The organism is Streptomyces sp. NPDC036984, assembly GCF_055607665.1.
The window spans coordinates 440,446-453,430 of record NZ_JBVJRL010000001.1 but is presented as its reverse complement, the minus strand read 5'-3'; the positions used below and the strand labels follow the sequence as shown (position 1 = coordinate 453,430).

The following is a 12,985-nucleotide window of genomic DNA, read 5'->3' as shown; positions in this document are numbered from 1 at the left end:
TAGAAGAGCCTAACGACTGGCGGGGGCGGCGCCGGAGCAGGACGGCGGCTCATAGGTCCAGCCGGTGCGCGGGTGGTAGGACCAGCCGTCGGTCCGCCGGTACACCTGGCCGCCCCACTGCGTACCCCGCCACTGCGCCTCCCGCCACTTCGCCGCGGCGAGTACGGCCCCGCGGGCCAGCTCGGCGCCGGCCGGGGTGGCGAGCCGGTGGGCGAGCGGGCGGTGTGCGCGCAGGGCCCACAGGACCACGATCCAGGCGCGCGGACCCCGGTAGACCTGCCCCGAGTCGCCGACGACGGTCACCTCGTCGAGGCCGGCGGGGTGGCCGAGCCCGGGGAAGCGGGCGCGGGCCTCGGCCGAGCCCGCCGGCACCAGCTCCAGCGGCACCAGCTGCGGCTGCCGCGCCAGCCAGGTGCGCAGGTGCCGGCACAGGGCGCACTCGGCGTCGTACAGGACGGTCAGCCCGCGGACCGGGGCGCCCGCGGTGCCCCGGCCCTCCGTGATGGTCACGGTGGTCACGGCCCTCACGCCCCGGCCGTCGGAGCGATCCACTCCTGCGGGGTGACCGGGGGCAGCTGCTCCCGCTCCATGATTCCGCGCCGGCGGATCCGGTTGAGGACGTACACGTTGCCCAGGTGCATCACGCCGAGCACCAGCAGGACCACGCCCAGCTTGGTCGACAGGGCCTCGAAGATGCCGCGGGTGTCCTCGATCGTCTCGTCGTTCCCCAGGTACAGCGCCACGAAGCCGAGATTGACCAGGTAGAAGCCGACCACCAGGAGGTGGTTGACGGCGTCCGCGAGCTTCTCGTTGCCGCGCAGCACGTCGGCCAGGAAGATCCGGCCGTTGCGGCTGAGCGTGCGGGCCACCCAGACGGTCAGCGCGATGCTGACGGCCAGGTAGATGACGTAGGCGATGACGGTGCGGTCCATGCCCCACCCCTTCTTGAACGCGTTCAAAACGCTGACAGGGATGACTGTAGACCTGTTTTTGAACGCGTTCAACCGGGGGATGCGTCAGCCCCTGCGGCCCAGCGCCGGGCGCTTGGTGTAGTCCGTGAAGCCGAGGACGTTCCCCCAGGGGTCGGCGATCTCCACGGTCCAGCCGGTGGCCACCTGGAACACCTCGTCCAGCGGCGCGATGCCGGCGGCGGCCAGCTCCCGCGCCGCCGCCCGCGCGTCCGGAACCTCAAGCCAGATCCGCGGCGAGGGCCACGGCGGCGGCCGGTGCCCCAGCACCTCCTCGGCGCGCAGCAGGATTCCGGGCGTCTCCGCGCCGACCTTCAGCAGTGCGATCCCGGCCTCGTCGAACCGGAAGCCCACGCTGAAACCGGCCCGCTCGTAGAACCCGACGGCCTCCGTGAGGTTCCCGACGGGGAGCAGCACGTTGTCGAACCCGAGCAGTTCGTACGACTCTTCGTCTGACATGTCGTCAGATTAAGAGTCCTTGTGCCCGGATGCGAGGAGCCCCACCGGAGCGGATCTCCGGTGGGGCTCGGTGGTGGACCCGGCAGCGGGTCTACTGCGGGAAGTTCGGGTCCAGGTCGGTCTCCGACGCGCCGCTGGTGGTGATGCCCGAGGCGGTCGCACGCAGCAGCAGGCCGGCGCGGTAGAGGTCGCCGGACGCCAGCAGATCCGCGTCGCCGTCCCGGTCGAAGTCGCGCAGCCGGACGAACAGACCGATCCGCTCGTCCTCCGTGGCGCTGCCCGGCACGCCCGCCGTGGCGCGGGTGAACCACTGGGAGCCGGTACCGGTCAGGCCGCTCTTGCCGCCACGCAGGATGTGCACACCACCCGCGTTGTGGACCGAGCCGGACTCCTCCTCGGGTACGCCGACCGCGAGATCCGGGTAACCGTCGCGGTTGGTGTCGCCGGCGGAGAGGGAGTAGCCGAACCAGTCGTTCGCGGTGGCCGCGGTCGCCACGCCGGAGGTGGACTGGGACAGCCGGTAGGAGGTGGTCGGCCCGCTCGCACCACCGCGCAGCACGAGGACGGAGCCGGCGCCCTTGTTGTACGGCTTGTCGCTGACGGCGAGGTCCCCGTAGCCGTTCTTGTCGAAGTCGGCGATCACACCGGTCGAGGAGAAGTCCGCCTGCGAGGCGTTGTACGTCGTGTACTTGCCGCGCTTGATGGTGGAGCCGCCCTGCACGAACCACGCGGCCTGCGTCATCCGGTCGTTCTTGTAGCCCTGGCCGAGCACGTACAGGTCGGTGGCCTTGTCCTTGGTGACCCGGCCCGCCACGATCGCGGTCGGCTCCAGCACCTCGGCGCCGCTGGGGCTGACCTCCAGCTTGGTGACGCCGCCCGTCGTACCGGACTGGGAGAAGCTGCCCCGGTAGACGAAGAGGGTGCCGGTGACGTCGGTGACGGCCAGGTCCGGCTTGCCGTCGCCGTTGAAGTCGCCGGAGGCGAGGGCCGCGCCGAACGCCAGGCTGGACCTGGCCGGGATGCGCGTGGCCTTCGCACCGAGGCCCGCCCTGGCGCCCCACAGGACGGTGACCGCGCCCGCGCCGGCCTTCGTACCGACCTTCTCGCTGCGGTCGGCGACGGCGAGGTCGGCGTACCCGTCCTGGTTGAGGTCGGCGTTCGCGACCTGGTCGCCGAACCCGTCGGCATAGCCCCCGGCGTCACCGGCCTTGCCCGGGATGTTGGGGCTGTCCTGCGTGAACCTCGCCGACTTCGGGCCCGGCCCGGTCGCCGTGCCGTAGGTGACGGTGACCTCACCGCCCCAGCCGGACGCGTAGTCCCGGTAGCCGTCGCCGTTGAAGTCGTCGGCGTACTTGGCGGGCGTCGCCGCGGTCGCCGCCCCGGCCGTGAGGGCCGGCAGTCCACCGGTGAGCGCCAGTGCCGTGGCCGTCGCCACGGCGAGCTTTCTGTGGGTGCGCATGTGTCTCCTTGATCGCGTACACACACAAGACACCCGAGGCCCCGCACAGTTGTACGGCGAGGGCCCCGCCCCCGGTAGGGAAACCGGAGACGGGGCCCGAAGTGCCGTAGGCGTGCCGCGGATCAGTAGCGACGCGTGATCAGCGCGCGCTTGACCTCCTGGATCGCCTTCGTGACCTCGATACCGCGCGGGCAGGCGTCCGTGCAGTTGAAGGTCGTGCGGCAGCGCCACACGCCGTCGCGGTCGTTGAGGATCTCCAGGCGCTGCTCGCCCGCCTCGTCCCGGCTGTCGAAGATGAAGCGGTGGGCGTTCACGATCGCGGCCGGACCGAAGTACTGGCCGTCGTTCCAGAACACCGGGCAGGAGGAGGTGCAGGCCGCGCAGAGGATGCACTTCGTGGTGTCGTCGAAGCGCTCGCGGTCCTCGGCGGACTGGAGGCGCTCACGGGTCGGCTCGTTCGTGTCCTTGGTGACCAGGAACGGCATGACGTCCCGGTACGCCTGGAAGAACGGCTCCATGTCCACGACCAGGTCCTTCAGGACCGTCAGGCCCTTGATGGGCTCGATCGTGATCGGCTTCTCGGGGTTGATGTCCTTGATCAGCGTCTTGCAGGCAAGGCGGTTCTTGCCGTTGATCCGCATCGCGTCCGAGCCGCAGATGCCGTGCGCGCACGAGCGGCGGAAGGTGAGGGTGCCGTCGATGTCCCACTTGATCTTGTGGAGGCCGTCGAGGACCCGCTCCTTGGGGTCGATCTCCAGCTGGAAGTCTTCCCAGGTGGCCTCCGCCGCGACCTCCGGGTTGAACCGGCGGATGCGGAAGGTGACCGTGATGTAGGGGGAGTCGGCGAAGCCGGGCTCGGGCTGGCCGGCCGCGTCCGCCTTGTCCAGAACAGGGGTAGCCATCAGTACTTACGCTCCATCGGCTGGTAGCGGGTCTGGACGACCGGCTTGTAGTCGAGACGGACGGTTTCCGAGCCGTCGGCGCCGACCTCGCGGTACGCCATGGTGTGGCGCATGAAGTTGACGTCGTCGCGGTTCGGGTAGTCCTCGCGGTAGTGACCGCCGCGGGACTCCTTGCGGGCCAGGGCCGAGACGGCCATGACTTCGGCCAGGTCGAGCAGGTTGCCCAGCTCGATGGCCTCCAGGAGGTCCGTGTTGAACCGCTTGCCCTTGTCCTGGATCGCCACGTTCTTGTAGCGCTCGCGCAGCTCGGCGATCTTCTCGACCGCCGTCTTGATCGTCTGCTCGGTGCGGAACACCATGACGTTGGCGTCCATGGTCTCCTGGAGCTCACGACGGAGCGTGGCCACCCGCTCGTTGCCGGTGGAGGTGCGCAGCCGCTCGATCTGCTCGACCACGAAGGACTCCGGGTTCTCCGGGAGCTCCACGTAGTCCGCCTTCGCCGAGTACTCGGCGGCTGCGATGCCGGCGCGGCGGCCGAAGACGTTGATGTCCAGCAGCGAGTTGGTGCCGAGGCGGTTGGCACCGTGCACCGACACGCAGGCGACCTCGCCGGCCGCGTACAGACCCGGGACGACGGTGGTGTTGTCCGCCAGGACCTCACCCTCGACGTTGGTCGGGATGCCGCCCATCGCGTAGTGGGCGGTCGGCTGGATCGGGATCGGGTCCGTGTAGGGCTCGATGCCGAGGTAGGTGCGCGCGAACTCGGTGATGTCCGGGAGCTTGGCGTCCAGCTGCTCCGGCGGGAGGTGCGTCAGGTCCAGGTAGACGTGGTCACCCTCGGGACCGCAGCCACGGCCCTCGCGGATCTCCGTGTAGATGGAGCGGGAGACGACGTCACGGGAGGCGAGGTCCTTCATGACCGGCGCGTACTTCTCCATGAAGCGCTCGCCGTCCTTGTTGCGGAGGATGCCGCCCTCACCGCGGGCGCCCTCCGTCAGCAGGATGCCCATGCGCCAGATGCCGGTCGGGTGGAACTGGAAGAACTCCATGTCCTCCAGCGGCAGGCCCCGGCGGTAGACGGCGGCCTGGCCGTCACCGGTGAGCGTGTGCGCGTTGGAGGTCACCTTGAAGAACTTGCCGCAGCCGCCGGAGGCGTAGATGACGGCCTTCGCCTGGAAGACGTGGATCTCGCCGGTGGCCAGCTCGTAGGCGATGACACCGGCCGACTTCTTGACGCCGTCGACCTCGGTGATCAGCTGGTCCAGGACGTAGAACTCGTTGAAGAACTCCACGCCCTCCTTGACGCAGTTCTGGTACAGCGTCTGGAGGATCATGTGGCCGGTGCGGTCCGCGGCGTAGCAGGACCGGCGGACCGGGGCCTCGCCGTGGTTGCGCGAGTGACCGCCGAAGCGGCGCTGGTCGATGGTGCCGTTCGGGGTCCGGTTGAACGGCAGGCCCATCTTCTCCAGGTCGAGGACGGCGTCGATGGCCTCCTTCGCCAGGATCTCGGCGGCGTCCTGGTCGACCAGGTAGTCACCGCCCTTGACCGTGTCGAAGGTGTGCCACTCCCAGTTGTCCTCCTCCACGTTCGCCAGCGCGGCGGCCATGCCGCCCTGTGCGGCGCCCGTGTGGGAGCGGGTGGGGTAGAGCTTGGTCAGCACCGCGGTGCGGCTGCGCTTCGTCGCCTCGATGGCGGCGCGCATGCCCGCGCCGCCGGCGCCGACGATGACGGTGTCGTACTTGTGGATCTTCATGATTCTCGCAGCCCCGTGCCTAGCGGATGTTCGGGTCGAAGGTGAAGATCACCAGCGTGCCCAGCAGGATGGTGAACACCGTGGCGGTGTAGAGCAGGCCCTTGAGCCACAGGCGGCTGTTCGGGCGCTCCGCGTAGTCGTTGATGACCGTGCGCAGGCCGTTGGCGCCGTGCAGCATCGCCAGCCACAGCATCAGCAGGTCCCAGACCTGCCAGAACGGGGACGCCCAGCGGCCGGCCACGAAGGCGAAGCCGATCTTGGAGACGCCGCCGTCCAGCACGAGCTGGATCAGCAGGTGACCGAGGACCAGGACGACCAGCACGATGCCGGACAGGCGCATGAACAGCCACGCCGCCAGCTCGAAGTTGCCCCGGGTCGACTTGGGGGACTTCTTGGTGCGCTTGCGCGGCGCCTCGATCAGCGGGGCCGGGTTGTCGACGTTGTAGAGGGGGGTGCCCTCGACGGGGCCGACTCCGGACGCGGGGGTTTCAGTCGTGGACATCGGCGTCAGCTCCCAAGGACGACACGGGCGGCGTGGCCGAGGACGGGGTAGACCGCGCCCGCCATGAGGATGATCCAGACGCCCATCACGGTCCAGAACATCTGCTTCTGGTAGCGCGGACCCTTCGACCAGAAGTCGACGGCGATGACGCGCAGACCGTTGAGCGCGTGGAAGAGGATGGCGGCGACGAGGCCGTACTCCAGCAGCGCGACGATCGGCGTCTTGTACGTGGCTACGACCTTGTCGTAGTCCTCGGGGGAGACACGCACGAGAGCGGTGTCCAGCACATGAACGAACAGGAAGAAGAAAATGAGGACGCCGGTGACTCGGTGAGCCACCCAGGACCACATTCCTTCCCGGCCGCGGTACAGCGTTCCAGCCGGCACGGAAGAACCCTCCGGGAGCGGGGACTAGGGCCGCGCCGGCTTCACTGTCGGTCGGGCCCGGCCGGGTACGGTCCACCGGCCCCCAGCATCGTAGCCATGCGCTGCCGCCGGGCTTACGGGGGGCCTACCTTGTGTGATCAATTTGGCACCGGATGGGGTAGCAGGAGGCGGCATCCGGGGTGGGGTGTCCTGTTATTTGCCGGGTGCGGGCACGTTGTGGCTGGTCGCGCCCACGTGGCGGTAGCCGCAGATCGGACACAGCCCCGCGCCCCGGAGCAGGACCAGCAGCCGCCCTCTTGCGAGGCGCCGCAGCTCCTCTGCCGCCATCAGCCGCTCCTCCTCCGGATCGTTCGTCAATCGTGATCGGATCGCTTCGAGGATGCGGTCGATGGCCTCGTCCGGCGGCACATCGCCCAGATAGATGACGAACGCGTGGCCGAAGCGGGACTCGTAGGCCGCGTGGGCCGCGCTCAGGGCCATGTGGGCCGCCGAGTACGTGTCCTCGGGAAGCTCGGGGAGCGACTCGCCCGCCAGGGCCTCGGCCAGATCGGCCGGCGACAGGTCGTACGCCGCCTCGTCCGCCGCGGCCAGCAGGGCGTCCAGATCGGGGTAGGGACGGTGGTCGGCGATCCGGTGGGCCCAGCGCAGGCTGTGCAGGCAGTGCAGGAGAAGGGTGCGCGCCTCGTCGGCGGGTGCGGTGTTGAAGGTGTCGAGAGGCTTGGGGAGATACGGGAGACGGTGGGCGGGCAGCGTGGGTCCTCGCGTCACATGTGGCGTGGCAGGGGATTCTGTGAAAGGTGTGTCGTCAGGTTATCGAGAGTGGTCACGGTGTGTCCGGGGGATACCTGAATTTCACCCGGACGGGAGAGTTTCGGACCGTCTGGGTGACAGATGAACGGCGGAACGGTCGTACGTTGGCAGGGTGACCCAGCACAGGCGCAGGCGCCGGGGACCGGCGCGGCAGGTGATACGGAAGCGGGCCGTGGTGGCGGCCGCGTTCTTCGGGACGATCGCGCTCGGCACGGGTGTCGGCGTGTGGGCCTCGTCGGACGGGGGCGGCCGGCCGCCCCCGGAGAACGCCCGGCAGTCGTCGTCCGGCCGGGTCTCCGGCACCGGCGCCGATCCCGCCGGACCGGGCACGCCGTCCGCCAGTCCCCGCCCGAGCCGGTCCTACCCGCTGTCGCAGGCGCCGCGCACCATACCCGCGGTGCGCTCCCACACCCCGGCGCGCGGTCCCGGCTGGAAGCCGCGGCCGGGCGACCGGGTGGTGGTGAGCGACGCCGGGCTGGCCGACGAGGGGCGGCTGATAGCCGGGGAGCTCGGGCTGACGTACGCGGGGGAGAAGAACGACGTGCGGGCGGGCGATGTGCGGCTGGCGCTCGGCGGCGGGGGCGGGAACCAGGAGTCGTACACCCTGACCGTCCGGGGCGGCCGGGTCGACATCAGCGGGCCCGGCGAGGCGGGCGTCTTCTACGGCACCCGCACCCTCAAACAGGAGGTACACGGCGGGGGCACGGCGCCGGAGGGTGTCGTTCGGGACCGGCCCGCCAAGCCGGTGCGCGGCTTCATGCTGGACATCGCGCGCAAACCGTTCCCCGCGTCCTGGATAGAGGACCGGATACGCGAGCTGGGGGACCTGAAGTTCAACGAGCTGGGGCTGCACTTCTCCGACGACCAGGCGTTCCGCATCGAGTCCACCGGCCACCCCGAGATCGTCTCCCCGGACCATCTGACCAAGGCGCAGGTCAAGCAGATCGTGGACCTGGCGAACAGCCGGCACATCACCGTCGTGCCCGAGATCGACTCGCCCGGGCATCTGGGCGCGGTCATCGCCGCCCACCCCGACCTCCAGCTGCGCAACGCGAGCGGGGTGCCGACGCGGGGCGCGATCGACATCTCCAAGGACGCCTCCGCGAAGATCGTCGACGACCTGCTGGGCGAGTACGCCGGGCTCTTCCCCGGCAGCCAGTGGCATCTCGGCGGCGACGAGTACCAGGCGCTGACCGTGGCCGACCCGCAGGCCTCGTACCCGCAGCTGGCGGCCGCCGCCCGGCAGCGGTACGGCTCCGGCGGCACCGTCACCGACCTCGCCACCGGCTGGCTGAACGACCGCGCCGCCACCGTCCGCGCCCACGACAGGACCGTCCGGGCCTGGAACGACGGCTTCCTGCGGAACACCTCCGTACAGCCCGACAAGGATCTGCAGGTCGCCTACTGGACGGGCAAGGAGATCGGCGCCCGGCCGCCGGCGGAGTACCTGAGCGCCGGCCGCAAGGTGATCAACTACAACGACGAGTTCCTCTACTACGTCCTCGGGCAGCCGCAGACCTTCGTCTACCCGACCGGGCAGCGCATCTACGAGCAGTGGAACCCGCGGGTGCTGCGCGGCACGACCGCCGTGCCGGCGCGCTACGACGGGCAGATCCTCGGCGGGACGTTCGCGGTCTGGTGCGACCTCGCGGGCGCCCAGACCCCGGCGCAGGTCGCCGCCGGCATCCGGATGCCGCTGCGGGCCACCGCGCAGAAGCTCTGGGACCCGGGCCGGCCCGCGCTGTCCTGGGCCGACTTCCAAAGGCTGGCGGACCGGCTGGGGTGAGAACCGGATAGACGTACGGCGGCGTCCGGCCGTATGTTCCGTGATCGCGCGTCCGGCTCGGGGAGAGCCGGGCGCCGCCTCGCCTTCGTCCCTTCTCGGGTCTCGCTTCTCTTCGGGGGAACCTCGCCATGACCTCACCCATGCCCGCGCCGCCGTACGTCGCCCCGGTCGGCCCCCGGCTGCGCTCACCGGCCGGACTCGGCCGGGCCGCGGCCGTCCTGCTCGGGCTCGTCATCGCCACCGACCTGTTCGCCTGCTACGCGGACCTGCTGGAGGTGGACGTCACCGGCGACATCGCCGAGGGCGTCGTCGGCGCGGACGTGATCGACCGGGCCGACCATGCGGACACGCTCTACGGCGTCGCCGGTGTCTCCCAGGGTGTCGCGCTGGTGGCCACGGCCGTCGTCTACCTGTGCTGGCTGTGGCGGGTCAGGGTGAACGCCGAGGTGTTCGACGCCGCCGGGCACCGGATGAAGCGCGGCTGGACCATCGGCGCCTGGTTCTGCCCGATCGTGAACCTGTGGTTCCCGCGCCGGATCGTCGCCGACAGCTGGGACGCCAGCGCCCCCTGGGGTTCACGGTCCGGGCACACGCCGGTCAATGCCTGGTGGACGCTGTGGCTCGTCAGCATCTTCGTGGGCCGGTACGCGGACACCACCTCCCGGCACGCCGAGACGGCGGACGAACTGCGCGAGGCCGCGAAGGCGATGCTGTTCTCCGACGCGCTCGACATCGTCGGCGCCGTCCTCGCCATCATGGTGGTCGTCCAGCTGACCCGGATGCAGGAACGAAAGGTGCTCTCCGGCGAGCTGCCGGCCCCGGTACTTGGCTGAAACCCGCGCCTGTGACACTCCCGCGCCGTCGCACGCAGTAAGGGGAAGTGTGGGCTCCGTACCGGTCGGTGCCCTGGCGAGGGAGGCTTTCATGAGCCTGGTGGAACGGATCGCGCAGGCCGACGAACGCGGACTGGCCGCCAGCGGCTTGGCTTGTTTGGATCGGTGCCTGCCCCTGCTCGGCGGCGACGACGAACTGCTGCGTCCCCTGTGGGCGAGCCTCGCCGACGGCTCCGACTGGGCCGAAAGCCTGACCCGGGCCCGCGCCACGCTGGCCTCCGCGGACCGGGCCGACGACGAGGCCGCGCGGCTCGCCCTCCGCATGCTGGACGCGGTCCCCGCCGAGCGCACCGCCGCCGCGGTACGGCCGTGGGCCGACGCCTGCTCGGTCGCGTCGCTGCGCATCCACCGGCTGCTCGACCCCGCCGCGGACGGCATCTGCGCCGCGGACGGCATCGACGCCGGGCGCGCGGGCGACACTGCGGACCTGCCCCCGCTCGTCGCCGCCGAGCTGCGCCGCCAGGTCGCGGTCCTGGAGCTCCTGGCGGACCACGGGCCGCAGGGGCTGCGCGGGGCGCTGGAGGTGTCGGTGGAGGGGCGCCGGGTGCTGCGCGCGGTGGTCTCGCGCCGGGCGCGCAGTGCCGTGGAAACCGGAGCGTGAGGGGGCTCTGTGACCTTCCTGCGGGGGCCGTGGGGCGGTCCTGCGGCGGTTGGCGAAACGTCGGAGAAACCTCTCCGAACTCAGTGACGGAACCTCGCCCCGGCTCGCTCTTCCCCATGTGACAGCCGAAGTGACAGCCCAAGTGACGGCGCAGTACGGGACGACGGAGTCCGTGACAGCGCAGCAGGAGACCAGGCCGCACGCCGCGGCGAAGCCCGTGCGGTGGGCGGCGGACGCGGTGGCGACGATGCGCGAGGGCGCGCGGGTGCGGCTCGACTACTCGGCGCAGAGCCTGTGGCGGGTGGACCGGATGATCGAGGAGATACGCCGCGAGGGGCCGCCGTACGCGGCCGTCGAGCACGTGCTGCGCGGCTTCGGCGCCTACGCCGGCGAGGTGATCGTCCGCCAGACCGGCGCCGAGTGGTGGGCGACCGGCGGCGACCACTGGGTGCGCACCCCCGACGGCCGGCTGTGGGACCCCATCGAGGAGGCCCACCGCGCTTACGGCGGCAGCGGTTCGCTCCGCTTGCTGTGCCGGGACGCGACCGCCGCGGGCTGACCGCCGGGGCTGCCGCCGGGGGCTGACCGCCGCGGGCGACCGGCGGGGCACCGCCCGGCTGTGACACTTCCGCCGGGGCCGACGCTGGTGATCGTGGAGGGCGACAGACACGGCCGGAACGTGTCGCACCGTGAGGGAAGCGCCACGCAGTGGCCAGGAGCTCGGCACGAACGAGGACGGTCTTGGGCCAGGGAGGGGAACCCCGCCGCCCCCAGCCGCGGGACGGGGAACTGGGCGCGGCCGTCGCGCGGGCCCAGGAGGGTGACGAGACCGCCTTCGCGGTGGCGTACCGGATCGTGCAGCCCGGCCTGCTGGGCTACCTGCGGGGCCTGGTCGGCGAGGACGCGGAGGACGTCGCCTCCGACGCCTGGCTGGAGATCGCCCGGGACCTCGGCCGGTTCCGGGGCGACGGCGCGGGCTTTCGCGGCTGGACCGCGACCATCACCCGGCACCGCGCGCTGGACCATCTGCGCCGGCAGCGGGTACGGCCCCGGGCGGCCCAGCTCGGACAGGACGCCCTGGAACCGCCCGGCCGGCACAGCACGCACGACCAGGCCCTGGAGACGCTCTCCACCGAGCGCGCGCTGGAACTGGTGCGCGCGCTGCCCCGGGACCAGGCCGAGGCGGTGCTGCTCCGGGTGGTCGTCGGCCTGGACGGCCCGGCCGCCGCCCGCGTCCTCGGCAAGCGCCCGGGAGCCGTCCGCACGGCCGCGTACCGGGGTCTGCGCCGCCTCGCCGGCCGACTCGGCGCGCCCGGATCGGCGGCCGCGCACACCGACGGTGTGACGGATGCCGACCCACCGGCGCTGGGTGAGTCGAGGTGAACGCGCCCGGAGGCGGGACGTATGCGGGGGCGGACCGGGCGACGGCTTCGGCTCCAAGGACGCGGGGGCCTTGGCTTCCGGGGCGTACGGGGCTGCGGCCGTGGGTGGATTCGGGTGCGGGGTTGCGGTGACGGGACGGCCCCGTACGGATTTTCCGGTCGGACCGGACGAGGACGGGGACGGACATGGGTGAACGGCACAGCGGTGAGGGGCTGCCCGAGTGCCGGCGCGCGCATCCCGGCAGCACCGTCGCCGCGTCGGAGGGGGCCGGCACGTCTCTCGGGTTCGCCGAGCTGGAGGCGCGGCTCGGTGCCGCGCTGCGCGCCGAGCGCGTCGACCCCGAGGCCGAGCGCACCGCCGTGGCCGCCTTCCGGGCCGCCCGGGAGGCGGCCGCGCACGACTCGCGTGCCCGGGCCCGGGACGACTGGCGCCCCGGGCGGCCGCGCCGCGCCCGCCGCTCGCTGCGGACCACGCTCTCGCTGGCGCTCGCGAGCCTCACCGTCGGCTCGGTCGCCGTCGCGGCGATCGGCTCCGCCGGTTCCCGCCCGCACGACGACGGCCGCACCGCACCGCGGTCCGCGCGGCCGTCGACGGGCACCCCGCACGCCCCGGCACCCGGCACCGCGGCAGGCGGCTCGGCCACCGGACGGGCCGGCACCGGATCCGCCGGCCCCTCCGCGCATCCAGAGCACCCGGCCACCGCCCGGGACGCCCTCGTCCACTGCCGTGCCTACGCACGGGCCAAAGAGCGGGGCGGCGCCCTGGAGGCGACGGCCTGGCAGCGGCTCGTCACCGCGGCGGGCGGTGCGGAGAAAGTGGCGGACTACTGCGCGGCCCGCGTGGCACGTGCGCGGGACGACGACACCGGAAAGAGCACGGACAAGAGCACAGACAAGAGCACAGACAAGAGCACGGACAAGAGCACCGGCAAGGACAGCGCTTCCGGCGGCACGGGCGGCACAGGCGGCACAGGCGGCACCGGGAAGGCGGCCGGCACGGGCGACACCGGCACAGGCGGGACCGAGGGCGGCGGCCGGGAGCAGCGGGCCGCCGGCAAGCCGGGCGGCGGGAAGCGATAGCCG

General features: G+C 71.8%; 15 protein-coding genes. 6 read left to right on the top strand and 9 right to left on the bottom strand.

Translation table 11 applies throughout. From position 1 onward, the window contains the following. Window positions 1–9 precede the first annotated feature (9 nt). The 9 genes from ACZ7DL_RS02075 to ACZ7DL_RS02035 all read right to left on the bottom strand — a co-directional run bounded on the left by ACZ7DL_RS02075 (window position 10) and on the right by ACZ7DL_RS02035 (window position 7,198). Entirely contained in the window at window positions 10–519 is a 510-nt protein-coding gene (locus ACZ7DL_RS02075; protein ID WP_470770681.1) for a thiol-disulfide oxidoreductase DCC family protein, read from the bottom strand. Window positions 520–524: 5 nt separating this feature from the next. Then, window positions 525–932, bottom strand: a complete 408-nt coding sequence (locus ACZ7DL_RS02070; protein WP_470770680.1) for a hypothetical protein — start codon at window positions 930–932, stop codon at window positions 525–527. An 84-nt stretch (window positions 933–1,016) separates the two neighbouring features. After that, window positions 1,017–1,427, bottom strand: a complete 411-nt coding sequence (locus tag ACZ7DL_RS02065; protein ID WP_470770678.1) for a VOC family protein — start codon at window positions 1,425–1,427, stop codon at window positions 1,017–1,019. A 91-nt stretch (window positions 1,428–1,518) separates the two neighbouring features. After that, entirely contained in the window at window positions 1,519–2,886 is a 1,368-nt protein-coding gene (locus tag ACZ7DL_RS02060) for an FG-GAP and VCBS repeat-containing protein (protein WP_470770676.1), read from the bottom strand. Window positions 2,887–3,008: 122 nt separating this feature from the next. Beyond that, window positions 3,009–3,788 carry a succinate dehydrogenase iron-sulfur subunit gene (locus ACZ7DL_RS02055; RefSeq protein ID WP_470770675.1) on the bottom strand — a complete coding sequence of 260 codons (780 nt, stop codon included), beginning with the start codon at window positions 3,786–3,788 and terminating at the stop codon, window positions 3,009–3,011. Further along, entirely contained in the window at window positions 3,788–5,542 is a 1,755-nt protein-coding gene (sdhA, locus tag ACZ7DL_RS02050; protein ID WP_470770674.1) for a succinate dehydrogenase flavoprotein subunit, read from the bottom strand. The genes ACZ7DL_RS02055 and sdhA overlap by 1 nt, the downstream gene beginning before the upstream one ends. A 19-nt stretch (window positions 5,543–5,561) precedes the next feature. Continuing rightward, complete coding sequence (locus tag ACZ7DL_RS02045; protein ID WP_470770672.1) at window positions 5,562–6,044, bottom strand: succinate dehydrogenase hydrophobic membrane anchor subunit; 483 nt, start codon at window positions 6,042–6,044, stop codon at window positions 5,562–5,564. A 5-nt stretch (window positions 6,045–6,049) separates the two neighbouring features. Continuing rightward, window positions 6,050–6,430: a succinate dehydrogenase, cytochrome b556 subunit gene (sdhC, locus tag ACZ7DL_RS02040; protein WP_470770671.1), complete on the bottom strand. Its 381-nt coding sequence runs from the start codon at window positions 6,428–6,430 to the stop codon at window positions 6,050–6,052. Window positions 6,431–6,622: 192 nt separating this feature from the next. Next, window positions 6,623–7,198 (bottom strand): 2-oxo-4-hydroxy-4-carboxy-5-ureidoimidazoline decarboxylase, encoded by a 576-nt coding sequence (locus ACZ7DL_RS02035; protein ID WP_470770670.1) that lies wholly within the window; start codon window positions 7,196–7,198, stop codon window positions 6,623–6,625. Window positions 7,199–7,352: 154 nt separating this feature from the next. Between ACZ7DL_RS02035 and ACZ7DL_RS02030 the strand changes: the two genes are divergently transcribed. From ACZ7DL_RS02030 to ACZ7DL_RS02005, 6 genes are all read left to right on the top strand, one after another. Further along, complete coding sequence (locus tag ACZ7DL_RS02030; protein ID WP_470770669.1) at window positions 7,353–9,026, top strand: beta-N-acetylhexosaminidase; 1,674 nt, start codon at window positions 7,353–7,355, stop codon at window positions 9,024–9,026. 128 nt (window positions 9,027–9,154) lie between these two features. Further along, complete coding sequence (locus ACZ7DL_RS02025) at window positions 9,155–9,859, top strand: DUF4328 domain-containing protein (RefSeq protein ID WP_470770668.1); 705 nt, start codon at window positions 9,155–9,157, stop codon at window positions 9,857–9,859. 91 nt (window positions 9,860–9,950) lie between these two features. Then, entirely contained in the window at window positions 9,951–10,520 is a 570-nt protein-coding gene (locus ACZ7DL_RS02020) for a hypothetical protein (RefSeq protein WP_470770667.1), read from the top strand. A gap of 172 nt (window positions 10,521–10,692) precedes the next feature. Continuing rightward, a complete protein-coding gene (locus ACZ7DL_RS02015; protein WP_470770666.1) occupies window positions 10,693–11,079 on the top strand; it encodes a hypothetical protein in 387 nt (128 codons plus the stop codon). Window positions 11,080–11,261: 182 nt separating this feature from the next. Beyond that, window positions 11,262–11,903 (top strand): RNA polymerase sigma factor, encoded by a 642-nt coding sequence (locus tag ACZ7DL_RS02010; protein ID WP_470770664.1) that lies wholly within the window; start codon window positions 11,262–11,264, stop codon window positions 11,901–11,903. 185 nt (window positions 11,904–12,088) lie between these two features. Beyond that, window positions 12,089–12,982 (top strand): hypothetical protein, encoded by an 894-nt coding sequence (locus ACZ7DL_RS02005; protein ID WP_470770662.1) that lies wholly within the window; start codon window positions 12,089–12,091, stop codon window positions 12,980–12,982. The last annotated feature ends 3 nt before the right edge of the window (window positions 12,983–12,985 follow it).